Source organism: Flavisolibacter ginsengiterrae DSM 18136 (genome assembly GCF_059568575.1).
Window position 1 is genome coordinate 1 of sequence record NZ_JCANTR010000024.1, and the last position, 26001, is coordinate 26001.

The 26001-nt window shown below is 42.1% G+C and carries 32 protein-coding genes; 17 read left to right on the top strand and 15 right to left on the bottom strand.

All coding sequences use genetic code 11. The annotated features are described in order from the left end of the window. On the bottom strand, nucleotides 1-227 hold a 227-nt coding region (locus BP74_RS18730), incomplete at its 3' end, for a hypothetical protein (RefSeq protein WP_496376533.1). Between the two features lie 658 nt (nucleotides 228-885). Here BP74_RS18730 and BP74_RS18735 point away from each other — a divergent pair. The 3 genes from BP74_RS18735 (at nucleotide 886) to BP74_RS18745 (ending at nucleotide 2880) form a co-directional block, all read left to right on the top strand. Continuing rightward, nucleotides 886-1122, top strand: a complete 237-nt coding sequence (locus BP74_RS18735; RefSeq protein ID WP_496376534.1) for a hypothetical protein — start codon at nucleotides 886-888, stop codon at nucleotides 1120-1122. A 210-nt stretch (nucleotides 1123-1332) separates the two neighbouring features. Next, the gene (locus BP74_RS18740; protein ID WP_496376536.1) at nucleotides 1333-1821 is read left to right on the top strand and encodes an asparaginase domain-containing protein; all 489 of its coding nucleotides are present in this window, start codon (nucleotides 1333-1335) and stop codon (nucleotides 1819-1821) included. Between the two features lie 180 nt (nucleotides 1822-2001). Then, the gene (locus tag BP74_RS18745) at nucleotides 2002-2880 is read left to right on the top strand and encodes an OmpA family protein (RefSeq protein WP_496376538.1); all 879 of its coding nucleotides are present in this window, start codon (nucleotides 2002-2004) and stop codon (nucleotides 2878-2880) included. 57 nt (nucleotides 2881-2937) lie between these two features. On the opposite strand, the gene BP74_RS18750 is transcribed toward BP74_RS18745, so the two are convergent. After that, nucleotides 2938-4149, bottom strand: a complete 1212-nt coding sequence (locus tag BP74_RS18750; RefSeq protein WP_496376540.1) for a DUF763 domain-containing protein — start codon at nucleotides 4147-4149, stop codon at nucleotides 2938-2940. 99 nt (nucleotides 4150-4248) lie between these two features. Here BP74_RS18750 and BP74_RS18755 point away from each other — a divergent pair, with 99 nt between their 5' ends. Beyond that, on the top strand, nucleotides 4249-4908 hold the full coding sequence (locus BP74_RS18755; RefSeq protein WP_496376541.1) for a coiled-coil domain-containing protein: 660 nt from the start codon (nucleotides 4249-4251) through the stop codon (nucleotides 4906-4908). 98 nt (nucleotides 4909-5006) lie between these two features. Here the strand turns inward: BP74_RS18755 and BP74_RS18760 are convergent, their stop codons facing one another. Together BP74_RS18760 and BP74_RS18765 are read right to left on the bottom strand one after the other, a co-directional pair. Then, nucleotides 5007-5453, bottom strand: coding sequence for a DUF1569 domain-containing protein (locus tag BP74_RS18760; RefSeq protein ID WP_496376542.1), 447 nt, complete (start codon nucleotides 5451-5453; stop codon nucleotides 5007-5009). 105 nt (nucleotides 5454-5558) lie between these two features. After that, entirely contained in the window at nucleotides 5559-6290 is a 732-nt protein-coding gene (locus tag BP74_RS18765) for a DNA-formamidopyrimidine glycosylase family protein (protein ID WP_496376543.1), read from the bottom strand. 102 nt (nucleotides 6291-6392) lie between these two features. Here BP74_RS18765 and BP74_RS18770 point away from each other — a divergent pair, with 102 nt between their 5' ends. Continuing rightward, nucleotides 6393-6914: an Xre family toxin-antitoxin system antitoxin gene (locus BP74_RS18770; protein WP_496376544.1), complete on the top strand. Its 522-nt coding sequence runs from the start codon at nucleotides 6393-6395 to the stop codon at nucleotides 6912-6914. Continuing rightward, nucleotides 6914-7369, top strand: coding sequence for an RES family NAD+ phosphorylase (locus BP74_RS18775; RefSeq protein ID WP_496376546.1), 456 nt, complete (start codon nucleotides 6914-6916; stop codon nucleotides 7367-7369). Before BP74_RS18770 ends, BP74_RS18775 begins: the two co-directional genes overlap by 1 nt. 34 nt (nucleotides 7370-7403) lie before the next feature. On the opposite strand, the gene BP74_RS18780 is transcribed toward BP74_RS18775, so the two are convergent. Beyond that, complete coding sequence (locus BP74_RS18780) at nucleotides 7404-7814, bottom strand: LexA family protein (RefSeq protein WP_496376548.1); 411 nt, start codon at nucleotides 7812-7814, stop codon at nucleotides 7404-7406. Nucleotides 7815-7888: 74 nt separating this feature from the next. On the opposite strand from BP74_RS18780, the gene BP74_RS18785 reads away from it, so the two are divergent. Then, nucleotides 7889-8488 carry a 2'-5' RNA ligase family protein gene (locus BP74_RS18785; protein WP_496376550.1) on the top strand — a complete coding sequence of 200 codons (600 nt, stop codon included), beginning with the start codon at nucleotides 7889-7891 and terminating at the stop codon, nucleotides 8486-8488. Between the two features lie 57 nt (nucleotides 8489-8545). Here BP74_RS18785 and BP74_RS18790 read toward each other — a convergent pair whose 3' ends face one another. Beyond that, nucleotides 8546-9133, bottom strand: coding sequence for a type 1 glutamine amidotransferase domain-containing protein (locus tag BP74_RS18790; RefSeq protein WP_496376552.1), 588 nt, complete (start codon nucleotides 9131-9133; stop codon nucleotides 8546-8548). Between the two features lie 116 nt (nucleotides 9134-9249). On the opposite strand from BP74_RS18790, the gene BP74_RS18795 reads away from it, so the two are divergent. The 6 genes from BP74_RS18795 to BP74_RS18820 all read left to right on the top strand — a co-directional run bounded on the left by BP74_RS18795 (nucleotide 9250) and on the right by BP74_RS18820 (nucleotide 13465). Further along, nucleotides 9250-10068, top strand: a complete 819-nt coding sequence (locus tag BP74_RS18795; RefSeq protein ID WP_496376554.1) for an N-acetylmuramoyl-L-alanine amidase — start codon at nucleotides 9250-9252, stop codon at nucleotides 10066-10068. A 100-nt stretch (nucleotides 10069-10168) separates the two neighbouring features. Beyond that, nucleotides 10169-10531 carry a hypothetical protein gene (locus BP74_RS18800; protein ID WP_496376556.1) on the top strand — a complete coding sequence of 121 codons (363 nt, stop codon included), beginning with the start codon at nucleotides 10169-10171 and terminating at the stop codon, nucleotides 10529-10531. Nucleotides 10532-10635: 104 nt separating this feature from the next. Further along, nucleotides 10636-10845: a hypothetical protein gene (locus tag BP74_RS18805; RefSeq protein WP_496376558.1), complete on the top strand. Its 210-nt coding sequence runs from the start codon at nucleotides 10636-10638 to the stop codon at nucleotides 10843-10845. Nucleotides 10846-10899: 54 nt separating this feature from the next. Then, nucleotides 10900-11571, top strand: coding sequence for a tRNA (adenosine(37)-N6)-threonylcarbamoyltransferase complex dimerization subunit type 1 TsaB (gene tsaB / locus BP74_RS18810; protein ID WP_496376560.1), 672 nt, complete (start codon nucleotides 10900-10902; stop codon nucleotides 11569-11571). An 86-nt stretch (nucleotides 11572-11657) separates the two neighbouring features. Then, the gene (locus tag BP74_RS18815; RefSeq protein ID WP_496376562.1) at nucleotides 11658-11990 is read left to right on the top strand and encodes an ArsR/SmtB family transcription factor; all 333 of its coding nucleotides are present in this window, start codon (nucleotides 11658-11660) and stop codon (nucleotides 11988-11990) included. Between the two features lie 65 nt (nucleotides 11991-12055). Beyond that, nucleotides 12056-13465 (top strand): MBL fold metallo-hydrolase, encoded by a 1410-nt coding sequence (locus tag BP74_RS18820; protein WP_496376564.1) that lies wholly within the window; start codon nucleotides 12056-12058, stop codon nucleotides 13463-13465. Between the two features lie 49 nt (nucleotides 13466-13514). On the opposite strand, the gene BP74_RS18825 is transcribed toward BP74_RS18820, so the two are convergent. The 8 genes from BP74_RS18825 to BP74_RS18860 all read right to left on the bottom strand — a co-directional run bounded on the left by BP74_RS18825 (nucleotide 13515) and on the right by BP74_RS18860 (nucleotide 21986). Beyond that, nucleotides 13515-14429, bottom strand: a complete 915-nt coding sequence (locus BP74_RS18825) for a lysophospholipid acyltransferase family protein (protein ID WP_496376662.1) — start codon at nucleotides 14427-14429, stop codon at nucleotides 13515-13517. 57 nt (nucleotides 14430-14486) lie between these two features. Beyond that, the gene (gene nadB / locus BP74_RS18830) at nucleotides 14487-16085 is read right to left on the bottom strand and encodes an L-aspartate oxidase (RefSeq protein ID WP_496376566.1); all 1599 of its coding nucleotides are present in this window, start codon (nucleotides 16083-16085) and stop codon (nucleotides 14487-14489) included. A gap of 77 nt (nucleotides 16086-16162) precedes the next feature. After that, nucleotides 16163-16939 (bottom strand): hypothetical protein, encoded by a 777-nt coding sequence (locus tag BP74_RS18835; protein ID WP_496376568.1) that lies wholly within the window; start codon nucleotides 16937-16939, stop codon nucleotides 16163-16165. A 2-nt stretch (nucleotides 16940-16941) separates the two neighbouring features. Beyond that, on the bottom strand, nucleotides 16942-18987 hold the full coding sequence (ispG, locus tag BP74_RS18840) for a (E)-4-hydroxy-3-methylbut-2-enyl-diphosphate synthase (protein ID WP_496376570.1): 2046 nt from the start codon (nucleotides 18985-18987) through the stop codon (nucleotides 16942-16944). 123 nt (nucleotides 18988-19110) lie between these two features. Beyond that, the gene (locus tag BP74_RS18845; RefSeq protein ID WP_496376572.1) at nucleotides 19111-19698 is read right to left on the bottom strand and encodes a tetratricopeptide repeat protein; all 588 of its coding nucleotides are present in this window, start codon (nucleotides 19696-19698) and stop codon (nucleotides 19111-19113) included. Further along, nucleotides 19695-20744 (bottom strand): VWA domain-containing protein, encoded by a 1050-nt coding sequence (locus BP74_RS18850; protein ID WP_496376574.1) that lies wholly within the window; start codon nucleotides 20742-20744, stop codon nucleotides 19695-19697. Before BP74_RS18850 ends, BP74_RS18845 begins: the two co-directional genes overlap by 4 nt. Before the next feature lie 124 nt (nucleotides 20745-20868). Further along, a complete protein-coding gene (gene blaOXA, locus BP74_RS18855; protein WP_496376576.1) occupies nucleotides 20869-21681 on the bottom strand; it encodes a class D beta-lactamase in 813 nt (270 codons plus the stop codon). A 176-nt stretch (nucleotides 21682-21857) separates the two neighbouring features. Continuing rightward, nucleotides 21858-21986 carry a hypothetical protein gene (locus BP74_RS18860; protein WP_496376578.1) on the bottom strand — a complete coding sequence of 43 codons (129 nt, stop codon included), beginning with the start codon at nucleotides 21984-21986 and terminating at the stop codon, nucleotides 21858-21860. 153 nt (nucleotides 21987-22139) lie between these two features. Here BP74_RS18860 and BP74_RS18865 point away from each other — a divergent pair, with 153 nt between their 5' ends. Next, nucleotides 22140-22697 carry a hypothetical protein gene (locus tag BP74_RS18865; RefSeq protein WP_496376580.1) on the top strand — a complete coding sequence of 186 codons (558 nt, stop codon included), beginning with the start codon at nucleotides 22140-22142 and terminating at the stop codon, nucleotides 22695-22697. A gap of 67 nt (nucleotides 22698-22764) precedes the next feature. On the opposite strand, the gene kbl is transcribed toward BP74_RS18865, so the two are convergent. After that, nucleotides 22765-23952 carry a glycine C-acetyltransferase gene (gene kbl, locus BP74_RS18870; RefSeq protein ID WP_496376582.1) on the bottom strand — a complete coding sequence of 396 codons (1188 nt, stop codon included), beginning with the start codon at nucleotides 23950-23952 and terminating at the stop codon, nucleotides 22765-22767. A 181-nt stretch (nucleotides 23953-24133) separates the two neighbouring features. Here kbl and BP74_RS18875 point away from each other — a divergent pair, with 181 nt between their 5' ends. The 3 genes from BP74_RS18875 to BP74_RS18885 all read left to right on the top strand — a co-directional run bounded on the left by BP74_RS18875 (nucleotide 24134) and on the right by BP74_RS18885 (nucleotide 25998). Continuing rightward, nucleotides 24134-24340: a hypothetical protein gene (locus BP74_RS18875; RefSeq protein ID WP_496376584.1), complete on the top strand. Its 207-nt coding sequence runs from the start codon at nucleotides 24134-24136 to the stop codon at nucleotides 24338-24340. A gap of 82 nt (nucleotides 24341-24422) precedes the next feature. Then, the gene (locus tag BP74_RS18880) at nucleotides 24423-24908 is read left to right on the top strand and encodes an RNA polymerase sigma factor (protein ID WP_072837141.1); all 486 of its coding nucleotides are present in this window, start codon (nucleotides 24423-24425) and stop codon (nucleotides 24906-24908) included. After that, entirely contained in the window at nucleotides 24898-25998 is a 1101-nt protein-coding gene (locus BP74_RS18885) for an anti-sigma factor family protein (protein WP_496376586.1), read from the top strand. Before BP74_RS18880 ends, BP74_RS18885 begins: the two co-directional genes overlap by 11 nt. Nucleotides 25999-26001 lie beyond the last annotated feature (3 nt).

Here is a 26001-nt window from a genome sequence, read left to right on the forward strand (position 1 = left end):
CTTCTTTTAACCGGTACAAAGCGGTAGATGATGGAAGACATGATATTGCCTGTACCAAACCTCTCAGCGCTTCTGCGGCTTCCTTCAAAGGCAGGATCACTCCAGTAGCGCTTTGAGTCCACTCCGGGCAGCAGCCGTACCAGGTAGCCCCATTCAGGGTCATAATAAAAGTTTACGTTATCATCCACTGTACCTGTTGCCTTGATATAGCCTACTTGCTTTGCCATATGATATTGGTTTTAATTGTTATAGCACAAAGATTACATCAACCGAAACACTCACTTTCCCGTTTGGGAACATTCGGGCACGAAAAGGCACGAAATGGCACGTTTGGGAACGTTTGGGAATGGAGTTGACAGGTTAACAATGTATCGTCCTAAAAAAACCTTACAGATTATTAGATAGTCCTGACATTAGTTTACAGTAGTTTTTGTCAGTCCTGGTTTTAGTTTACATCCATGATAAGGGAAAGGCAATAGATGACTCCCTTTCTCCTCAATAATCCTTATTAATCCTATACATCTTAGTTCTTCTTCCTATTTACCATATAACAAAAGCCTATCATCTCCCTACCTACGCTATACTTAGTGCGTGATGATCACGCAGTATCTATACTGTAGCTATATGGTAAGTAGGGCGTAGGTAAGCTATAGATAGAGAGTATGTTTAAACATGATGCTTTAATATAGATTGTTTTCCAATTAATAACGCCAGGATTGGGCGGAAGTAAAGCAATGACCGTTTAAAAAATGCTGGGCTACACTTTACATTACTGCTTTCTTACCAATTATCTTTTACATGCAAGTACATCCTATTCATTGCTGAAATGGCCAAAATCATTGCAAATCCATTTGATTTTCGCTACCTTTTGACCAAAAGAAATTTATGCCGCAAAGCCGCAAGCGTCATGGACATCATGAATACCGCAAACCATCTGACATCCCTTCCCGGCAAAGAACCAAAGGAAGAATTACCTGGGCTATTTTATTTGGCGTATTTGGATTACTGGTTGCCTTTTTTGCAGCCGGCGCCAATTATACAGTACTCGTAGCAGGCGCCATCCTTGGAGCTGCCATAGGGTATGTTATTGGAAAAAATATGGAAAAAGAAGCAGCGCAGTAACCTGCAAAGCTTTTACTGATCTGTCAACAAGCCAACTCACCTTCTTTTATAATGCACCATGGGAGGATGCACGGTAGCATTATATTGCCTGCACTTTTCCTCTTACAAAGTATTTGGTTTTCATGCACACAAGCTGATTGTTGCCTTACATATAAAAGCTTAGCTGTATGAAATGCGCTTCTCTCCCTAATTTTACCGCAATCATTTATTATGAATATCCGGATCTTAATAACAGGCGGCACATTTGATAAAGAATATAATGAACTGACAGGGCAATTGTATTTCAACGATTCTCATTTACCAGAAATGCTGGACCTTGGACGAAACCTGGCACCAGTCGAAGTCAGGACGCTGATGATGGTGGACAGCCTGGAGATGACGGAGGATGACCGCAACCTGGTGGCAGAGCATTGTGTGAAAAGCCCGGAAGACAAGATCATTATCACCCACGGAACGGATACCATGGCGGAAACGGCACAATTGCTGGCGAAAAAGATCAAAAACAAAACCATTGTACTTACCGGTGCCATGATACCTTACAAGTTCGGATCTTCGGATGGATTGTTCAACCTGGGAAGTGCGCTGGCCTTTGTTCAAACACTGCCAACAGGTGTATATGTGGCCATGAATGGACGCTACTTCCATGCTGAGAATGTGCGTAAGAATAAACTTACCGGCGTTTTTGAAGAACTTAAATAGTTTGATCTACTATTTTTTAAATACCTGAACCAGGTATTTCGATCATATCAGATTCTAATTGTTTTTTAACATCCTGCTATTGAGAACATGGCAGCATTAATTTTTATGCCCCTATTTTTGAGGCAAAATTGACTATAGAGTTCGCTTTAGGTCTACAATTATTCAACTAAACATTATTTTATGAAACCTCGCCATCTCCTTTTGTTTTGCCTGCCTGTATTGGTTTTTACTTCCTGCGTTAGCCGTAAAACATTAAAAGCAGAACAAGATAAATACGCCAAGCTGAATACTTTTTACATGCAGGTGCAGGATGACCTGAGAAAATGCCGTGAAGATGAAGCGGAAGCTTCCCGCCGCAAATCTTTATTGGAAACCGAGTTAGCAGGCCTTAACAAGCAGGTGGATTTTCTGAAAGAAAACAACAACACCGTATTAAACCAGTTAAAGGATCTTTCCGTGATCTCCAGTTCACAAGCTGAAAGCATCAAAAAATCGCTGGATAATATTGGTGCCAAGGATAATTATATTCAAACGTTGCAAAGCGCCATTGCCCGTAAAGATTCATTGAACATGGCATTGGTGATGAACCTTAAAGGGGCATTGAGTGATATCAATGACACTGATGTTGAGATCAAAGTTGAAAAAGGAGTGGTATTTATTTCCATCTCTGATAAAATGCTTTTCAGAAGCGGCAGCTCCGATGTATCTGACAAAGCCATGAGCGTATTAGGTAAGGTGGCCCAGGTATTGAACAGCAAGCCTGAGATAGAATTTATGGTGGAAGGCCACACAGATAATGTTGCCATTAAGAACAATTGTATTACAGACAACTGGGACCTGAGTGTAAAGAGAGCCACTTCAGTGATCAGGATACTTCAGAATAAATTCAATATTGATCCCAAGCGTATGACTGCGGGTGGACGTGGTGAATACATTCCTTTAAAGACAAATGACACTGCAGAGGGCAAGGCAGCTAACAGGCGCACACGCATAGTGATACTGCCACAGCTTGACCAGTTCTTCCAGTTATTGGAAAAGCCACAAGGAACAAAACCTTAATTGATAAAAAGCCACCTGCAGGTGGCTTTTTTCATGCTAAATATCGAAACTTCAGTTTTAAAATAATCGCAACTGCACACCCTTCGAACGTTTGGGAGGCCTGGCATCTCCAAAAACTGTCTTACCTCCATACTTCCAGCTTTCACTGATCTCTTTTTCTATTACCTGCTGCAGGTTATCTACAGGGATAAAATCTTTTTCAGCCCTTGCTGCCAGCGCATGCAATTTCTTTAATGCGTCAGCTTTTTCCGTCTGGCCGATCTTAGCTTTATGCACAGCTTTTTGCAAAGTGCTAATCACTTCATCATAGGTTTTGGTGGGTACCGGGAAAGGATGGCCATCCTTGCCTCCATGTGCAAATGAAAAGCGTGCAGGATCTTTAAATCTTGAAGGTGTGCCATGTATCACTTCGCTAACCAATGCCAGTGATTGAACTGTCCTCGGACCTACACCTTCCAATAACAACAATTCTTCAAAATCTTTGGGCTGCGCTTCATGGGCCACCCATAATATGGAACCCAGCCTTCGCAGGTCAACATCCTTGCTCCTGACATCATGGTGCGATGGCATTACCAGTTGCTGTATTTCCTGCATCATTAGTTCGGGCTTTTCCTGCGATATGCTTAGAATACCACTACGAGAGCCACTGGCTTCCATAGCTGTCAGGTTGAGGATCTGTCCCTGGTTGGTGCCGCAAATGGCAGCATGTGGTTCTTCCACGAAGGAACGTACCAGCTCCGAATGCCAATGGTACCTGCGGGCCATAGAATCTCCTTCGCGCATGCCTTGTTGCACGACGCTCCAATCGCCCTCGTTGCTTACAATGAAATTATGCGTGTATAGCTGGAAGCCATCCTGGATAGCCGTGTTATCCACTTTTGCACTGAGCTTACTATGGCGTACCAGTTCATCCGCATTCAACCCGGTTTGTTCGCCAACACCTACCAGTTCCTGGGGTGCCTGTTTGGAGAATTTACCCTTTCCACCACAGATATAAATACCTAATACTTTGGAATGAGGATTCACAGCTCTTTTCAATGCACCCATTACTGAAGTTGTGATGCCCGACGAATGCCAGTCCATGCCCATTACTGCACCGAAACTCTGGAACCAGAATGGGTCGCTCATACGGCTTAAAAACTCTTTCCTGCCATACTCTCCTACTATGGATTCGGTAATAGCCAAACCCAGTTTGGCCATGCGCTCATAGAGCCATTTAGGAACATAACCATAGTGTAAGGGAAGATCGGCGGAGCCACTGCGCTTCATACATTAAAGGTACCAAATCGGGTTCTGCCAGTTGGCTATAAACTGTTAATACCCAAATAGTAAAATGTTGTTTAAATTACAAAATCAAAATAGAGAAGAATGAAAAATTTAACTGCATTTATTATCTGTTTACTAGCTACCTGTCATGTAGTATATTCACAATCATCACCTACCACTGTCAGTTATAATAAAAGCGATCAGCCGGCCTTAATGATCGAATTGCCCTATACGGAAGATGTGTCGCAAGGCTTTATTGTAACAAACCTTAAAAAGACAGGGTACGAGCCAGAGACAAAGGGAAGTCTTTTCTGGAAAAACAACAAGATCAATGGATACTATACCTACAAAGGGGTGAGGCTGGAAGGAAGCGACGAGCCGGTGGATCTGTATTTTAAAGTGGAACCGAAAAGCAGGAAACAGAAAGACAAATCCATCATTTATTTATTAGTTAACAAGGGAAGTGAAGGATTTATAAACTCAGGCTCAGACTACAGTGCAGCCCAGCGATTCTTGAATGGATTTCTTGAACAATCAGCAGGGTACAAATTAGACCTGGATATAAAAGCGCAGGAAAGCACCCTGAAAGATGCACAAAAGAAATTGACCAAATTGCAGGATGATGAAAAATCACTTAACAAGAAAATAGAACAATTGCAGTCTGACCTGAAAAAGAACCGGCAAGACCAGGAAAACCAGCAAAAGACCATTGAATCAGAACAAAAGAAACTGGAGGATTTGAAAACAGGTAAGTCATCTTAAAGACACTACAAGCAAGTCTTCTTAAACACATTTTAATAAAAAGAGCTACTTACCTGTAGCTCTTTTTATTATATGAATATTTGGAGCATTAATAATGATCAGGCGCCAAATTGAGTGAGGTGATGATCCAGATGTTTGTAGGCAAATAGAGCCCATTCCTGCGAGCTCATTTTTCCAAAGAAAGGATGAATGGTTTCTGTGATCGTATAACCATCCGAAGAAAACCGCTTTATCAGTTGCACCAGTTTTGCCTTCTCGTGTAACATATCTCTGTGGTCTGCGATCTTAAACTCTTTAGCTGTGGGCAGGTTTTTGGGCCAGGGTTTATTGACAAATAATTTCCTTTTGGCAATCTTACCGAATAAAATACTGGTAAGGCCACGTTTTAATTTCTTCTCACCAAAATACACTTCAAAGGTTGCCTGGCAGTGAGCCATCATTTGAGCGGCATTCATTTTTCCCCAGCGTGGTTGTGATGAAGGCTGAATTTTGTCCAGGCGTGAAATGACAGCATCAGCAGCTGTTGGTTCAAATAAATTATCCATAGCAGGCAATTAAGAAATTAAGATACGAAAGAGCAGAAAATTGCCCAAGTAAGCTGGGGAGGAAAATTATCTATAATGGCCAGGCCTATGAAAAATAGTATCCTGTTATTTATAAAGTACCTGGCAGGTATTGCAGAAGAAAGTGCGTCGCTGGGTTTTACCCAGGTATTCCTTAACGATTATATCACCATCGCGCTGGCATTGCTTTTTAGTATGTGCCAGCCAGTGTTTACGAAGTGTATATTCTTTTTTCCATTCCAGGAAATCAAAACTGTATTTACGTGCCTCCTTAATCATTTCGGTTAACTTACGGGGTGGCAGGTCACCCACCTTGGTCTTTGGGTGAACTTTAATGCGGTACAAAACTTCATTTTTGATAATGTTCCCCACACCCGAGAATATCATTTGATCAAGCAAGGCATCTGTGACCATTATATGGGGCAACGCCTTCAATTTTTTCCTGGCTGATGCCGAGTCCCATTCATCGCTTAATACATCTGCAGACCAATCATATATTTCATCAAGCGGTTCTTCAATAAGCTTTACCGCGCAAGTGTAAAGATTCAGTTCACCTTTAGAAAACTGTAAATGAATGCGGGGCACGGTTTCTTTTTGTTCGTTGACAAGGTATTTGCCAAACATGAGGAAATGGATTCGAACGGTAAACCCATTAAAACATAATAAGAGATGCTTGCCCCAGGTTTTAATATCCAGTAGCTTTTTATTGAGCATCCGTTCTTTTTCTATTTTAGAATTGCCCGACACTGCCAATACCTTTTTACCGATAAACAGCTGCATTTCTTCTTTAGCTATAACCAGGGAGGGCCCTTCAGGCATAATGCGTTTTAGCTCATAATTAATCAAATACTAAGCCATCCAAAATGTTTAGTGCAATAGGTATTGGACAAATGTCCGTAACTTTAGGACAATATTCCCAGCATGGAAAAGAAGAAAAACACTCCAACCAGGTACACCTCACGGCAAGCCATAGCAGAAAGAAAGGAAGTGGCAGTCAGTTCAAAAAGCGGTTCCCTCCGTGCTATAGAATACCTGGGGGGAAGAGGAGTATTACAAGGAACGGTAGCAATTAAAGAAAGGGAAGATCTCATTCCATTAATCAAGAAAGGGATTCCCCGGAAATCGCTGGACAACTTGTTGATGGTAACCGGCATAAGTCCCGCAGAGATCGCAGAGATCATGCACACATCAGACAGAACATTAAGACGCTATAAGCCAAGTAAATTATTGAATCCCGAACAATCTGAAAAAGTTATAAAACTTGCATTGCTATATAGCCGTGGAGAAGAAGTTTTTGACAGCCTTGAAGCATTCAAAACCTGGATGGAAACTGCGGTAATACCCCTGGGAAATAAGCAGCCCAAAGAATTACTGGATACTTCTATAGGCATAGAAATATTGATGGATGAATTGGGCAGGATAGAACAAGGACTTTTTGCCTGATGAAAGTGTACCGTATCAGTAAATGCCAGTACATTGACGACCTTTCAGGAAAAGGGGCTGCCCTGTATGGTGGCAGGTGGAATAATAAAGGAACTTATGTATTATACACAGCTGCTACCCCGGCACTTGCCTTACTTGAAACTGTAGTACATGTAAATACCATCCCCGTTTCGGGTTATTGCATGGCCACAATTGAATTACCCGGTGCCGACATACTTGTATTGACCGAGAAGGATCTGCCACGAAACTGGCAACATAACCCTCCTCCCTCATCGCTTAAAAAGATTGGTGACAGGTTCATAAAAGAAGGGTTGGCATTGGCCCTGCAACTCCCTTCTGTCATCATTCCACAGGATCATAACATTCTTATCAATCCTAAACATCCCCAGTTTAAAACACTACGCCTGGTAGAAAAACGATTCATTCCATTTGATGACCGACTCAGAAAGAAATAGTCTTTCTCAATTTCATATGTTCACATGCCATGCATTAAAAACCGTGAATAGCAAAGGTGACAACACCCCAGATATAAACTTCACCCTGGTCAAGTACCAGGGGTGCTAACCGGTCGCCTAAGAGGTGCATACGTTTATCTATGATCAGCAATTTCCTAATTATGAGTTCACCTGCTACATGAGCAATGACCAACTTTCCATCACCAGGAACTAATGACCTGTCCACTATGACCACATCTCCTTTCTCAATACCAGAATCCTTAACGGCATTGCAATTGACCTTTAAAAAGAAAGTGGTTTGTTTGTTCTTTACCAGTGCTTCATTCAGGTCGATAATACCCCAGGAATTGTTATCTGTATTGTTATAACCGGCGCTTTGAGATTGATTTGGATTAGAAAGATAATGGTGAAAGGAAGCCTCATTGATGAAAATATTTTTATCCATTACTGTTGGTTTGACTAATTTATTTAGTAAATTTATACTAAATATTTTTGCATCACGAAGAAAGGAATCCACAAATGAGATACACAGGAGAATTTGCTGAGTTTACACCTAATTACGAATTGCTGGATTATGAGTTGGTAGTTGTTCCGGATGATAGCACTCATGATTGCATCAGGTCAGAGCAAGAATTTTTCCGGGAAACATTTATGAAAGAAGGCCATTGTAAAGAGAACCTTCACATCACCATAGCGCGGTTCCAGGCAAAGGAGATCATGGAAGAAACACTGGTACGCTGGATTCAAAACATTTGTATGTTGCACAATAGTTTCGATGTACGCCTGAACAATTTTAGCAGTTTTCCTCCACACACTATCTATTTGCGCATAATTGATCCCATGCCCTTCATACATATAGGCAACCAGTTGAAAATGATCAGCGGATTCATTGAAAGCAATAATTGCCCGCCATTGACATTGAGTCCAAGGCCACATTTAGCCCTGGTATCAGGATTGAGTGAAAGGATTTACAACCAGGCTGTGAGAGAATATGCCCAACGCTGTTTTAGTCACAACTTCCGGGTGGAAAAACTGGTGCTTTTAAAAAAAGAAGGCAACTATGGTAATTGCCAGGTGGTGCGTTCCTTCCGCCTGGCAACTTCACCCTCCGTCGAATAGTGTGACCCGGTTTTGTGCATATAAGGAAGCATCCCGCGTTTGCGGGATGCTTATTTTTTAAAAACTCTTATCAGAATGCGTAAACTGGCCTGTAGTGGCATGTTTGCCTTCGCCTAATTCCTCGATCATTTTCTTATTGAATGCTTCAAGGTCTTTAGGACTGCGGCTTGTGACCAGGCCATTATCCACCACCACTTCCTTATCTTCCCAATTGACCCCTGCATTTACAAGGTCTGTTTTTATGGAATGATAAGAGGTCATCGTTCTCCCATTGAGCATGCCTGTCTCAATTAAAGTTTGTGGTCCATGACAGATAGCTGCCAGTGGTTTGCCCTGCTCCAGGAAGTGCTGGGCAAAGGATATTGCATCTTTATTCAGTCGCAAGGTATCAGGGTTCAATACACCACCGGGTAAAACCAACATATCATATTCTTCGGGGTTGGCATCAGAAAGATTCTTATCAACCGGGAGTTCAATACTCCAATGGTCATGATCCCAGGCTTTTACTTTATCCTTTTGTGGTGACACTATATGAACAGTGGCGCCTGCCTGTTCCAATGCATTCATGGGACTGGTCAATTCCACTTCTTCAAATCCATTTTCTGTAAGAATGGCTACTTTTTTACCATTAACATCTCTTGCCATATTGAAATTTTTAAATGGTGAATGATAATGCCATTCAGGCCACAAAAACCAAACCACCAGCGCTTTTGTTTAAGCAATTAAAATCTTCTGTACTTTCAAACCCTAACAAATTCCACATGAATATTTTAAGAGGGGTTTTTTGTTTTACTATGTTAGGCTCTGCCATCATATATCTTGGATGTAATCGTGGTCCTTATGCCGCAACCAATAAATCTTATAAAAAACAGGCGAAGGAATATGCCAATATTCTGAAACAGGCACCACTAACTGATTCATTATCCTCGGGCGCATGGGTGGGTACTACCAATTTTAATTTGCGCAAGCCCAATTATGTGATCATTCACCACACAGCCCAGAACAGTTGCGATCAAACACTTCAAACTTTTACATTGCCCAGAACCCAGGTAAGTGCCCATTATGTTATCTGTAAGGATGGAACAGTTCATCATATGCTTAACGATTACCTGCGTGCCTGGCATGGTGGCCTGGCCAAATGGGGAAATAATACAGATATTAATTCCTCATCCATAGGAATTGAAATTGATAATAATGGGTTCGAGCCATTTACAGAACCTGAGATCACCAGTTTATTGAATATTTTATCAGGTTTGAAGAAAGCCTATAACATACCCGCGGCCAATTTCATTGGCCATGCAGACATCGCACCGACCAGGAAAAATGATCCAAATGTTAATTTTCCATGGAAAAGGCTGGCTGACAGTGGGTATGGGGTATGGTGGAAGGACACTACCGGGATCATAGTTCCCGACAATTTTAATCATCTCCAGGCGCTCCGTTTGATAGGGTATGACACCAGGGACAGTTTGGCAGTATTTCAAACATTTAAACGGAAATATGAGCAAATTGACTCCAGCAAAGTGTTTTTGCAGGAAGATAAAAAGGTGCTTTACTCGCTTTATAAAAATTTTGAATAAGCTCAGTGAGCGTAGTTTTTCATGGTTAAGCTCGTTCATTTACGATACGTTTCCGGCCTTTTATTTGTAACTTACTCAATGAAACCGTAAACGATTACCTATGAAATTATTTATACTCTCTATTATGTTTTCCTGTGTTGGTTTGGTAACAAAAGCACAGGTCAACAACCTACCTTCGGGGCGGTATGAAACCGTTATCAAGAACAATGGCAAATGGGATAAAGGTGATATCTTATTATTAGATGAAGGCCATTATAAAATTGGCAATGGCAATGATTCCGGTGAATACAGGTTCAGCGCCACGGCTCAAAGAGTTTTCTTCACTTCAGGGCCTTTAAAAGGCATATTTGCCAGGACGACAATGGCCAATAACTCCCCTGCCATTCTCATCCCGCTTTCTGAAAATCAGCAATTAGGTTTAAAGCTGGCAACCGGGGATATTGTGGGGTCGCTGAAAAATTAGCGTATTCATTAATGTACATTCCAATATAGGTTAACATGACCTGGTATTTCCGGGTTCCTGGTAACGTGGCAGTTGATTTGCAAATATCCCTTCAAAGGATATCTATGAATCTGAAAAGAACATTTGGCGTGATACTTACCGTTTTAGGAATTGGAGGTCTCATCTATTTTGCCACTATTTTTATGAACTCCAGCGGGGCTGAAAGACAGATCAAGGCCCTGATCGTATATGGTGTCTTAGGTGCCATATTCTTTTTTACAGGCATCAGTCTTATAAGGACTACCAGGGATGATTCCCGCCCACCCGTCAGTTAAAGATTGTTTTCTTATACAAATCAATTTAACCCATTCAAATAGTAACTTTCCGGCGTGAGTTATATATTGAATATTGATACTGCGGTGGTATCTGCCTCTCTTTGCCTGGCGAAAGACAGTGAAGTAATTGGTCTAAAGATCAATCCTTCCCAAAAAGATCATGCTTCCTGGTTGCATGTGGCTATTAAAGAAATGATGGAAGAAGCCGGACTCTCCCTGCAGGAACTTGCTGCTATAGCTGTCAGTTCCGGACCGGGGTCCTATACAGGGCTTAGGGTAAGCATGGCTACAGCCAAAGGTCTTTGTTATGCCTTGCAAAAACCATTGATCACAGTAGGAACACTAAAAATGATGGCAGTGGCGGCCCTGGACGCTCCCACCGCACTTTTATGCCCCATGATAGATGCCCGGAGGATGGAAGTATTTACCGCTGTTTATGATCATTCGCTATCCGAAATCTTGTCCCCGGTCAATATTATCCTTGAAAAGGAGAGCTTCCAGGAGATATTACATTCGGACTCTGTACTTTTTTTTGGCAATGGAAGTGAAAAATTCATGCACCTCACTTCCGACCCCAATGCCTACTTTAAAAAACTGGAACCAAACGCGCAACACATGACAGGCTTGAGTTTCAGCCAATTTGAGAACCAGGAATTTGCAGACCTGGCCTATTCAGAACCTTTTTATGGCAAAGCATTTTACACCCCGTTTGTTAAACATTCTTAGTAATAATTATTGATTTATATTAATTTGATTTGCATAAGCGTTAGGTATTTATAAATTTGTGATAACTGAACAAGAGTGAAATGTCTATGAACAATGAAATTCTGGAAACTGCTGTAGCCACTTCTTCGGAACTGAAGATCGATGTTCTTCAGCTGAAGAAAGCAGCACTTATTTTACGCGCTGTGAATCATAAGCTTCGACAGCAAATCTTAAAGCTGATTCATCAGAATGGTAAAATGACTGTTACGGAGATTTACGTTAAGCTCAGACTGGAGCAATCTGTTGCTTCACAACACCTGGCTATTTTACGTAAAGCAGGGTATGTAAATACCGTTCGTGATGGAAAGTTTATTTTCTATTCGGTGAATTATGATCGTTTAGATCAGGTACATGCCATTGTACAGGAATTGTTAAAATAAGACTGCCTAACAGTAACAAATTCCTTTGAGGGCAATCAAGTATTTTTGCGCTCAAAGGAATTTTTATGTTCATTAAGCAATTATATACGGGTTGTATCAGCGAGGCCGCCTATTATGTTGAAAGCAAGGGCGAGGCCGCTGTAATAGATCCTCTTCGTGATATTGATACTTATCTCCAGCTGGCTAAAGAGCGGAAGGCCACTATCAAATATATTTTTGAAACTCATTTCCATGCAGATTTTGTAAGTGGTCATCTTGATCTTGCAAAGGCCACAGGTGCTACTATAGTTTATGGACCTGGCACAGTGACAAAATTTGATGTTCATGTAGCCAAAGACGGTGAACAATTTCAACTGGGTGATATTCGCATCGAAGTATTGCACACACCAGGACATACCCTGGAGTCTTCCTGTTTTCTATTGAAAGATGAAAAAGGTGAAGATCATTGCATATTTACCGGCGATACCCTGTTTGTAGGCGATGTAGGGCGCCCGGACCTGGCGCAGAAAGGTGCTGAACTGACCATGCAGGACCTGGCAGGGATGCTTTATGAAAGCCTGCACAGCAAGATCATGCCTCTTTCAGACAAGGTGATCGTATATCCTGCTCATGGACCCGGCAGTGCCTGTGGCAAGAACCTGGGACCAAATACTTACAGCACCATAGGAGAAGAGAAGCAAAATAATTATGCGTTGAAAGCCCAAAATAAAAAAGAGTTCATTAATGCAGTAACGGATGGATTGGTAGCACCTCCCAACTATTTCCCCATCAATGCCCAGATCAACAAGGAGGGCTACGACAGCCTTGATGCCGTGGTAGAACAAAGCATGAAACCTTTATCCATAACTGACATAAAAAAGGCTGTAGAAGATCATGAGCTTTTACTGGATACCCGCAATGCGGAAGTTTTCAGCCTAGGATTTATTCCGGGGTCGGTGTTTATTGGCCTTGAGGGTCGATTTGCGGAATGGGCCGGCAGTTTGTTACCTTTTGATAAACCCATCATCCTGGTGACTGAACCAGGCATGGAAAAGGAAACGATCATCCGGTTAGCCAGGGTGGGTTTCAGCAATGTAAAAGGATACGTTGATGGAGGCTTTGAAGCCTGGAAAGCAGCAGGTGAAGAAACGGATATGATCATTAATATCGAAGCAGATGAACTGGCCATGGATATTCCATTTGATGATAAACTGGTGGTATTGGATGTAAGGAAGCCGGCAGAATTTGCAGAAGGGCATGTAAAAGATGCACTTAATATACCTGTTAATGACCTAACAGATCCATTGAATATTGCTTCATTCGAAGAAGATCAAAACATTTATGTGCACTGCCAGGGTGGTTACAGGAGTATGATCGCCACCTCATTGCTGAAACGTGAAGGCATACATAACCTGAGAAACATTGTGGGTGGCTTTAATAAAATAAAGGAAGAGCCGAAGATCAAAACTGAGAAGGAAAAGAGTGTATTGAATTAATAAAAACTGGTTAATAAAAGCAGGCATCCTTTCGGATGCCTGCTTTTATTTAATATACTGGTCCATATTCTTCTTTCCAATCCCACTTCCACCTACGGTGGCTCCATAACCAGTTTTCGGGTTGCTCTCTCATTTTTTCTTCCAGGAACTGTGCATACATTTTAGTCAATTCCCCTTTGGGCAATGATCCCGGATTTTCGACAGCCAGGTCAAAATAGCCCTTATAATGACCTCTTTTGATCTTTTTTACATGGCAGAAGACAACAGGAAGATTACCTATTCTTGCACCGTTTTCAGGTCCGCGGACAAAAGGTGTGGGGCGTCCAAAGAAGTTGACCCAGATCCCATTTTGAGGATAGGGAGGGCTTTGATCGGCAACGAGCAAAAGTGCGTAAGGTTCATTACGATAAGGCAATAAAGCATTTCGCATATTTGTCGCCGGCAACAGTATCCCTCCCTTACGGGTACGCAGCTTTACAAACAGGCGTTCAAAAACGGCACTGCTCAGAGGCATGTATACACCTAACACCGTGAGGTTGATCTGCGATACACAGGCCAGGTATCCCAGCTCCCAGTTGAAGTTGTGCCCCAGGTGAACCTGGCATTTCTTACCCTCTAGTTTTAAGCGCTCAAATACACGTAGGTCAGGGACAAAATGTTTATGTAAGAAAGCATCAGTGGCACTAAATATCTTAATGGTTTCTGCAAAGAAATCTGTAAAGTTTCTATAGAACTGCTTAGCGATCCTCTTTCTTTCTTCAATTGTTTTCTCAGGAAATGCGATGGCGAGGTTCTGCATTACCACTTCCTTTCTATATCCTGCTACATAATAAATAATAAGGTAGCAGAAATCCGTCAGGAGATATAATACTCTTAAAGGAAGCAGGGATAATAGATAGAAAATGCCATAAACTACGTAATACATAAAGCAGGCAAAGATAGATGCCCGTTTTAAGAAGAAAATAGAAAAGGCGTTAAAAGCAGGTCTTTCTCTTTTGCATCATTTCTCTAAGGCTTTTTCTTACAACACAATATTCTGAACAAGATCCGATTTATAAGGATAATCAGTATTGAAATGCAGGCCCCTGCTTTCCTTTCTAAAGCTGGCCGCCTTGGTGATCAAATATCCTACAGTGATCATATTTCGTAGTTCCAGTAATTGTGGTGAAACAGTGGTTGTTTGGTACAATCCTTCTGTTTCTTCGAAAAGAAGGTCAATTCGTTTAATAGCTCTTTGTAAACGAACATTATTACGCACGATACCCACGTAATCACTCATAACCTGCTGTAATTCCTTCAGGCTTTGAGTGATCAGGATCATTTCCTTTGGCTCGGAAGTACCACTGGCATTCCAGTCAGGAATATCAGGGAGGTTGTCTACCTGTTCAAAACTACCCACACTATCTGCATAGCATCGATGGGCAAATACCATAGCTTCCAGGAGGGAGTTTGACGCAAGCCGGTTGGCTCCATGCAGGCCTGTGCTGGAGCACTCGCCACATGCATAGAGGTGACGGATTGAACTATGTCCCCATTCGTCTGTTTTGATACCGCCACAACTATAATGAGCTGCAGGTGCTACAGGTATCATGTTTACCGCTACATCAATCCCTATGGACAAACACTTTTCATAAATATTGGGGAAGTGTTCTTTAAACTTCACCATATCCATATGCCGGCAATCAAGAAATACATTTTCAGTACCGGTAATCTTCATTTCGCTATCAATAGCCCTTGCAACAATATCTCTCGGCGCCAAATCTTTTCTTTCATCATAGCGTTCCATGAAAGCTTCACCATTAATATTTCTTAAAATACCCCCATCGCCTCTCACCGCCTCTGTGATCAGGAATGCCTGTCCTCTTTTACCTGCTTCATATAATGCGGTAGGATGAAACTGAATGAACTCCATATTTTCTATACGGCCCTTAGCCCTGTACACCATGGCTACACCATCGCCGGTGGCAATGGAAGGATTGGTGGTGGTGCGGTACACCTGGCCGTTACCACCGGTTGCCAGCAAGGTGATCTTTGATAATATCTTTTCTATCCGGTTATTTTTTGCATTCAGCACGTAAACACCATAACAGTTGATATCAGGTGTTGATTTAGTTACCAAATATCCCATGTGGTGCTGGGTAATAATATCTATGACAAAGCAATGCTTGATGAATTCGATGTTTGATGCTTTTTCAACCGCATCCAATAAAGCCCTTTCCATTTCCCTGCCCGTAACATCTTTATGGTGGAGGATGCGAAATTCCGAATGTCCCCCTTCCCTTCCCAGTTTGAAATCACCTTCTGCGTCTTTATCAAACTGAGCACCCCAGTCAATGATCTCCTGCACACGGGCAGGACCTTCCTTTACCACGATTTCAACAACTTCTTTATTGCACAACCCGTCGCCTGCTATCAGTGTGTCTTCAATATGTTTATCAAAACTGTCTTTCTCCAGGTCATTCACCACCGCAATACCACCCTGTGCATACTTGGTATTGGTTTCATCCGCCGCTGCCTTTGTTATAATAGTAACTTTCTTATCCGGAAAGTGCTGTGCTACTTTCAATGCATAAGTCAAACCAGCTATACCAGATCCAATTACCAAAAAGTCTGTTTGCATGGCTGCAAATTATATCAAAATAAAAAGAGTTACCGGGTGGCAACTCTTTTTATCTATAGTCAAAATAAGTACTAAGCTTAGTATTCTATCCTAAAACTCAATGACTTTGGATTATCAAAAAGGTCAGCCAGAGTGGATTTAATGGTAACTGTTTTCTTGTCATCAGATAGTTTTACTATTGTTCCCTCCACTTTAGTGGCCGGTTTTGGCAGGTGCAGGATACTTGTATAAGTAATGCTACCCAACATATCACCTGCACTCTTCATTTGGCTATATTTCTCATCATTCTTAAGGTCTTCCAGTTTAGCTTCATTAAACTTTCTCTCAATCAGGCCTTTTTTGTACGTGATGTCAAAGAAATTATTAATGGACGGCATGCTGCCCTTATCTTCCATTGAAGGAACAGAACCGTCCTTCTTTCCGCCCTTATTTAATATGTCTACACCCTTGCCTGATGCATTCAGTTCTATGATCTTCTGCACATCTTCCAGTTTTTTGAAAGGGTAGTTCATGGCCATTTTAAATACTTTGTCCTTTTGCTTCATGGTTAGGCTCATAGTGGCGTCTTTGTACAACTGGCGTTGATCTTCAGTAATACCTGCTGCTGTATCCATAAAAGAACGAAGGCTAAAAGTGCTGTCTATATCCTTCTCTGATAACTTTTTGAGCTGGCTGCTGGCACTGGTGTCCATGGCCGCCATCATCTCTATCATGTCGAACATGCCACTCATATCCATGGTAGTCTTATAGGTACCCGAACCATCTTTGGTGATGGTGAGTTCCTCCACGGTGTCAAGGCAACCAGAGAAAATAAAGGCAGAAAAAATAAGGAGAACAGCAGTTAGTTTTTTCATTGTTATATTTTTTGCATTACATGCTGGGGTTCTACCCAGGCTTCATTTTCTTTTAAAAGATTGACCAATTCTTCCACGGCGATTTCACTGGGAACATTGCGTTTCACCACTTCCTTACCCCTGTATAAGGTGATCTTTCCAGGTCCGCTGCCAACGTATCCGAAATCTGCATCTGCCATCTCTCCAGGGCCATTAACAATGCATCCCATTATGGCGATCTTAACTCCTTTAAGGTGGTTAGTTACAGAGCGAATCTTAGCTGTTGTTTCCTGCAAGTCAAATAAAGTTCTGCCACAGGAAGGACAGCTAATGTATTCCGTTTTAGAAATGCGGGTCCTGGTCGCCTGTAAAATGCTGAATGAAGTATTGTTGATAAATTGTTCTACGGTTTGCGCGTGGATATAATTGCGGCCGCTAACGGCTTCCTGGCTGGAAGCCTGGAGTTTATAGCTTTCACTGCTCATTCCAAAACAAACACCATCACCCATTCCATCCAAAAGCAATGCACCGCCTTCAGAAGCATAATGAATCAGGTGTTCATCCATTGTTTGCCAGTTACTGTCAACAGTAATTACCACCGGGTTTTGAATTCCCCTGTTCATCAGTTCAATAAACATTCTTCTTACTGCCGACATGGAATGAGGATTCCGGCTGCTCAGGCATATAACCACTGTAGTATCATTGGCTATGGCATCCAGGTATTCCCAATCTGTCAGGTCTGGAATCAGAGCAGCTTCATGAAAGCAATCGACCATTACGAAATTCAATTCATTGCTTTTATATTCAGCCTGGGTATAGCCAACATCATCGTAAATCGGGAAGTATTTTGACTTGTCCTCCACCATCATCCAGGTGGCAGGGTAAACAATAACCTTTAATGTGCCTGGTAAGGAGAAATCAAGGATATGATGGCCAGTAAATATATAATCAGCTGCAGTATCGGAGATAGTCCATTTATCTGTAACAGCATCATAACTATAACCTACCCCCTGGAGGTCTGCAGGTGTTATAGCTGTCAGTTTACTTAGGTCTGCAATGACTACGGGTGCCTGGTGCCCACCCATATTACTAACCTGGAACGTTGCTCTTCTTTTATATTCAAAAGGGTTATAAGGCAACTTATCCACTTTAGGAATGCTTAACGGATCAATTATATCCTTGCTCCTCCTGGCATAACGCTTTACAATATCCCTGCAAACAGGGATTTCAAATTCAGGATCTTCGGTTAAGGATACTCTGATGGTATCTCCTAAACCATCTTCCAGCAAAGTGCCAATGCCTGCGGCGCTTTTGATTCTTCCATCTTCACCATCCCCGGCCTCTGTAACCCCCAGGTGCAATGGATAACATTCATTGAATTCATCAAACATGGTCCTGACCAGTAATCGGTATGCCTGTACCATTACCTGTGGATTGCTGCTTTTCATGCTCAGGACAATGTTGTGATAGCTTTCGCTCCTGGCAATGCGCAGAAACTCCATCGCACTTTCCACCATACCCATAGGCGTATCGCCATAACGGCTCATGATGCGATCACTCAGGGAACCATGGTTAGTACCTATGCGCATGGCAGTACCATATTCCTTACAGATCTTTACCAAAGGTGTAAAGCGCTCCCTGATCCTGTCTATTTCTTCAGCATAATCGGCATCAGTATATTCTATCAATTCAAATTTCTTCTTATCGACATAGTTGCCCGGGTTCACCCTTACTTTCTCTATTATCCTGGCTGCAATTTCTGCGGCATTGGGAGTGAAATGAATATCTGCTACCAGGGGAGTTGTATATCCTCTCCTGCGTAATTCATTTTTGATCAGTAATAGATTTTCAGCTTCCTTTTTAGATGGAGCTGTAATGCGTACCAACTCTGCCCCGGCTTCAATACACCGGATCGTTTGTTCCACCGTGCCCATGGTATCCATGGTATCTGTAGTGGTCATGGTCTGGATACGGATAGGATTATAGTTACCCAGTAAAAGATCTCCCACTTTTACTTCTCTCGTTGCCAGCCGTTTATATTCAGTAAGACTTTCGCAATAAAACTGCATAAGACAATCTCCCAGGGGAGTATTTTATGAATAGCAAAAATATCGCTTCCTTATCCATAAAGAACTGACGGAAATCTTAGATAAGTCATAAAACGGCTGATTGATAGGGATCTTATGTAAAAATTACCAATCCTGGGCCTGTCCACCGCCTTTTTGCTTATTCTGGTTCTGTAGTTTCTGCTGTAATTGTTTTTCTTTTTCCTGTAAAAGCTTCAGCTTTTGCTCTGCTTCATTCTGGCTCATGCTGGAGGATGACTTTTGCTGGCTTTGTTTCTGTTCGTCCTGCTTTTTCTTTAATTCTGACAAGGCCTTTTGCAAATTTTCACGGGCATCTTTATCATTTGGATTCAACCTGAGGGCTTTTTTATAAGCTTCGATGCTTGGTTCCAGCTCCTTCTGCTTTGTATATGCCACTCCCTGGTTGTAGGCAGTTGCTGACCGCAGTTTGGTTTCAGGGCCGGCATTATACAATTTTTCCAATACCTGCACGGCTTCATCGTATTTCTTTTGCTTTTGCAGGGCATTGGCCAGGTTATATTGTGCCGTGGTGTTGCCCTCGTCTATTGACAAAGCTTTTTTGTACTGACCTTCCGCGAGGTCAAACTGTGTCTGTGTATAATATTTATTGCCCTTGATGATATAGCTGTTGGCGCTTTGCGCATGGCCAGCAACAGAAAATGATATCAATAGGGCTACAATCAGCTGCTTCATGCCTTTGCTTTTATGGGGTCCGGAATCTTTGCTTTTTTACGCTCTGGGGTATTCATTTTCCTTCGGTCAGGGATAAATAATTCTATTAATAAAAGGCCTAGCATAGGCACAACCAGCCAGGCATAAAAACTATGATACGTGTACAACGAGGTATCACCCAGTGCCTTTTTATCAATCTCTGTATATTGTGACATTACTGTCTTTACAGCCGCTTCTGCACTTTCCAGGTGTACATAGGTACCATTGGTAACTGTAGCTATCTGCTGCAATATCTGCTCATTCAATTTGGAAATGACTACCTGGCCCGCCTGGTCTTTTTTGGGTCCACCAGTTGCCGTGTCCAGTATGGTTGTTCCTTCAGGAGAACCGATACCTATGGTATTGATCATAACTCCTTTTCCCGCCAATTCTTTTGCTTTATCCAGGGCATCCTCGTCGTGTGTTTCACCATCCGTAATTAATACAATGGAACGAAAACGATCTGATTCCTCGCCAAAGGCTATTTCCGCTTTTTTCAGGGCATCTCCAATACTGGTACCCTGCGAGGGTATGGCCCCGGGATTGGCTGTTGAAACGTATAACCTGGCTGCTGATTGGTCAAAGGTCAGGGGCATTTGCAGATAAGCATTGCCGGCAAATTCCACAAGACCAATACGGTCATCTTTCAGGTTGTCGATCAGTTTGGAAATAAATTGTTTGGCTCTTGCCAACCTGTTCGGCGCAATATCTGAAGCCAGCATGCTGTTGCTCACATCCAGGGCAATGACAAGGTCAATGCCTTTGCGGGCTTCAGCAGAAGAAGCATCGGGCTTCCTTGGATTGGCAAGTGCAATGCAGCCTAAACCAAATGCTACCAGTGCCATGCAAAACTTCAGAAGGGTCTTGATACGGGAATGGTTGGTGATCAGTTTATTGACTACCACAGGGTCGCCGGTTTTCCTGATGCTGCGTTTCTTCCAGAACTGGTAAAATATGTACAGTAAAATAAATAAGACAAGCAGACCTAGTAAATAAAAGGCTTCTGGATATTGAAATTGAAGATTCAAGGATCAGGTTTTTCGGTTTAAGGCAAAGAATGTGCTAAAATACATATTTGGCCTGTTAACCCATAGTTTTCACAACAGCGCCATAAGCTTTCGCACTTTAGAGAACCTCTAAAGAATACTAATCCTATTTATTCCCTTTCATAAAACCAAGGTCTGACAATATTCCTTTCAGGATCTTCATACGTGTGCCTGGCATATCGAAATCTTTATTTGCAGATTCCATGTTAAGGACGAAAAAATATGGGTGGCGGTTTTCTTCGATCCAGCCTACGATCCAGCCTATTTGCTTTTTATGAATACTGTCCCATGGTGCCCAGCCGGTTTTATAACTGAGTTTGTATTCTGGCTTATCTTCCATCAGCATGGCTGTTTTAACAATCTCCTGGTTGCGCTGGTAAAATGGCAACTGGTTAAAATAAAGACGTTTTACCAGGCCCATTTCTTCGTCAGGCGTGATCTTCAGCGAGTTATCCAGCCAGAAAGTGTCTATCCTGGTGGTTATCTTTTTCGACCCATAGGACAGTGAATCCAGCCAGTGCTGCATGGTATCCTTTCCAATGCGGCGGGCAACTTCCTGGTAATAGGGTACAGCGGACAGCCTGAATGCCTGGTACATACTCAGGTCCCGGTTCCAGTCTGCAACAGGCCTGGTAATGCCATCCCATTTGATGACCATACTGTCATTGCTGATCACTCCTGTCTGGAGCCCGATCAATGAATTGACGATCTTAAATGTGGAAGCTGGCAAAAAAGCACTGTCGCGGTAACGCTCCAGGTTATATACTGTAAAATTGCCTGTGCTGTTATTCATAAGTGCAAAGCAGCCTTCAACTCCATTTTCCTTAAAATATTTCCCCAGTGAATTATCAACATCAACATTATTGGGGGAACAACCAACCAGCAGGAGGAATAGCGCAATACTTGAAAAAAATCTCATGGGATAGATTCAAAATTTGGGCAAAGGTAACCAGATGGGAAAACTGAAGTATCTAAAACTTAAACCTGATGATCATTAACAGGATAAAACATACAACCAAAATACCTCGCCGAAATACTAAAGTATTTCAGTAATAAGCTGGAAATCTACCAAACGTGAAAGACCAAAGAGAAAGATTATAGATAAATGCCATTCTTCAAGCGGGTATGCTTATTTCCCTGGCAATCTCTTTTCATGGAAGTGCATGAAGGAAAAGCAAACATTATGATCATCCAGGCTGACAAAAGGAGAAAGATCCTTTTCATTACGTACGTTTTATTGATAAATAGTAAAGGTAATTCTTAGAATATGGGTATAAAAACGGAGCCAGTCTTCTTCTAACGCCACATGACGAAAGTTATTGTTTTGGAGAGTAATTACAGGTAATTTTAAAGGAGTCATTCATTAAATTAACATATATGAAAAGAATTCTACCAATTTTTCTCTCCCTGGTTGTCCTTTTTGTTGCATGTAACCCCTCTGTAAAGACTGAACAAATCAGCGAAGCCAGTAATGAGGCCAAAGTAAAAACTGTGGCTACCCCGATAGATCCTTTGGCAGTTAAAATGCAGCAACTGGGTGCATTACAGCCCCTGGGCCTTGATGAACTGGCAGCTTTATTGCCCCAAACCCTGAATGGCATCAGGCGCAGTGGTTTAACCATGAATAATAATATGGGTTATGCCACCGCTCATGCTGATTACGAAAAAAACAACAGGACAGACATGAGGGTTACCCTTTATGATTGCAGCGGATCTTCCGGACTTGCCTGGTTTAGAGCAAATTATGCTTCAAAATTGAAAGACGGTTCAAAACTGATTGAACTTAATGGGGAAAAAGCCATTGAAGAATTTGATAACCAAACTAGGGTAACCTCTATAACTTACCTTACCAGGGGAAGGATACTAGTAAACATTTCTTCAAGGAACATGGATCCTGAAAAAGTAAAGGAAGCTGCAGGGCAAATTGGCCGGTAGCTTATCTAATTAAAAATGGCAGGATAGCCAAAAAGCTTTACCCTGCCATTTACCAGTTTTTGAAGATTTATTTAATGACGCCCAATTCTTTACCAATCCTGGTAAAGGCATTGATGGCTTTGTCAAGGTGCTCCTGCTCATGGGCTGCACTGATCTGAACCCTGATCCTAGCCTGGCCTTTAGGCACAACAGGGAAAAAGAATCCTATTACATATATCCCTTCTTGTAATAAGGCATCAGCGAATTTTGCCGCCAGCACGGAATCATAAAGCATTATGGGAACGATAGGATGTTCCCCTTTTTTAATATCGAAGCCTGCGTCCGTCATTTTATTGCGGAAATAGGTTGTATTGCTTTCCAGTTTGTCTCTTAAGGTTGTGGTCTCGCTTAACATATCCAGCACAGCGATGCTGGCCCCTGTAATGGATGGAGCTAGCGTATTGGAGAATAAGTACGGACGGCTGCGCTGGCGCAGAATGTCTATGATCTCTTTACGGCCACTGGTGAACCCACCAGAAGCACCACCCAATGCTTTTCCCAATGTACCTGTAATGATATCTATCCTCCCCATTACACCCCGGTATTCATGTGTGCCGCGGCCGGTTTTACCCATAAAACCCGAAGCATGACTTTCATCTACCATTACTATGGCATCGTATCTATCCGCCAGGTCACAGATCACATCCAGTTGGGCAATAGTTCCATCCATACTGAAAACCCCATCTGTAACAATGATGCGGCTGCGCAAATGAGCAGATTCTTTTAGTTTAGCCTCGAGGTCCTCCATATTATTGTGCTCATAGCGGTAGCGCTGGGCCTTGCACAGCCTGACGCCATCTATAATGGAAGCATGGTTCAATGCATCGGAAATGATGGCATCCTGCTCGTTAAATAAGGGCTCAAACACACCCCCATTGGCATCAAATGCAGCCACATATAGTATAGTATCTTCTGTTCCAAGGAAGGTGGCGAGCTTTTGTTCCAGCTCTTTGTGAATATCCTGGGTGCCGCAGATAAAACGCACTGAACTCATTCCATAACCCCTTGTGTCCAGGTAGTGATGTGCTGCCTCCAGTGTTTTTGGATGAGAGGATAAACCCAGGTAGTTGTTGGCACAAAAATTCAAAACCTGCCTGCCATTCACTGTTATCTCAGCCCCCTGTGGCGAGGCAATTATCCTTTCTGTTTTATACAAGCCGGACGTTTTGATTTCTTCCACTTCCTGGCGGATACGTTCTACAAATTTTTCGTTCATAACATTGGTTTGGAGCCGCAAATATAGTCACCTAAATATCATATTAGCCCCTTGTGAGTTCATGTGGGGACCTGGTAATACTCATCTGCTTAAAAGAGTAATAGGCTGTACAGTAAAATTATTTTTGACATTCCTGTAACATAAGCCCTGATACCTTCGTCAAACCATTCAAACCAACGCCATGAAAAAGGTATTAAAAAGCAGGAACCTGATACTTGCTCTCCTTTTTATCTTCGTTATTTCTGCTTTTTCCTTTATTGCTTATTCCAGGTCACACAACGTCACCCCCCAGGTGGAAGAATGTTGCCAGAAACCTGAATCCAATGGCAGCAGCGAAATGCTTTGGGATATCCTCTCCCGGCAAATAGTATCAGCGGTACATATGTGACAGGAAAAATTTCTTCCTTTGTTGTAACTTTTGATATACTGCAACGTATAACTGTAGAATCAAGCTGTTTTGTTTACTGTTTATGACTGAAAAAGAATATAATGACTGTGTGAGCCTGTATGCTGACAATGTATTCAGGTTCATTGTAAAAAACCTGCGTCACGAGGAAGATGCCCGTGATGTAGTGCAAACAGCATTCGAAAAGCTTTGGCGGAACCGGGAGGAGGTAGAACATGCAAAAAGCAAATCATACCTGTTTACTGTAGCCTACAACCAAATGATCGACCACCTGAGGAAATCGAAAAGGATTCATCTGAAAGAAGAATTTAAAGAAGATACAAGGGTTCACAGCAAGGAGTTCAATAATACAAAGGCTATTCTCAATGAAGCATTAGCTAAATTAGGCGAGACCCAACGGTCACTGGTAATGCTCAAGGATTATGAAGGATATAGTTACGAGGAAATTGGCAGGATCATGAACCTAAGCGAAAGCCAGGTAAAAGTTTACCTGCACAGGGCACGCCTGCAATTAAAAGAATACATTGTAAAAGTTGAAAATGTCATCTAATTCAAACGATATCAATAAAACCATTCACACCGGCAATTACGAGGAGTTCTTTATCCTGTACATGGATAATGAATTAACGCAGGAGCAAAGGAAGATGGTTGAATCTTTTTTGGAAAGCCACCCGGAATTGAGGGCTGAATTTGACCTTTTGCTTAGCACGCAACTGCCTGCTGAAGCTGTCAGCTTTGATAAGGGATCTCTTTTATCTTCTTCCATGAAGCTTAGTACGGCCGAAGAAGAACTCCTGCTGTACATCGACAATGAACTACCCGGCAACGAGAAAAACCGCCTTGAATTAGAACTGGCTTCCAACAGGGAATATCAACATCAGCATTCTATTCTTTTACAGACCAAACTGGATGCTACTGAACTCATTCCCTATCCCAATAAAGAAGAACTATACCATCGTTCTACAAGGGTTATAGCATATAAATTCTATTTACGCATTGCTGCAGCCGTATTATTAGTGGCGGGCATGGGGTCTTTATATTTTTTACAGCATGGAAATAAACCAGGAGTTGAACTTCCTGTAGCTGTAGTTTCCAAATCAACTGGATCCCCTGCTACAATTAAAAACTCAGAACAGGCAACAACTTCCCAGCATAGTGACCCTGCAATTACAAATCCCGTGGAAATTGCCGGAACCGTTACTAAAGAAAATACTGTAACAGAAAAAATAAATGATAACAGCAGGCATTTTGAAAATAATCCTGTTGCTTATGTTGCCGATCCTACGCCAGAAAAAATTATTGAGAATGTGAATGACCAGGCAGGTAAGCCTTTGGAAAGATCCACTGCTGCCCTTCATGTGAATAATGGAACTGAAGATCCTGCTGCTTCATTTGATCCATCTAAGCAAATCATTAACAACTCCCGTGTAACTTCTGCCTTAGCTCAACGTAATACTTCTATAAAGGCTACAGAATCTGAGGTACCAAAGAGTGATGTAGCTGACAAAGAAAACAAAGGATCATTCAAAAGCTTTTTGCGCAAAGCCACCCGGATGATCGAAAGGAAAACAGGGATAGACCCTACCAATGGCGATGATGAAGAACTATTGGTTGGTGCCCTTGCAGTAAAACTTAAATAATCA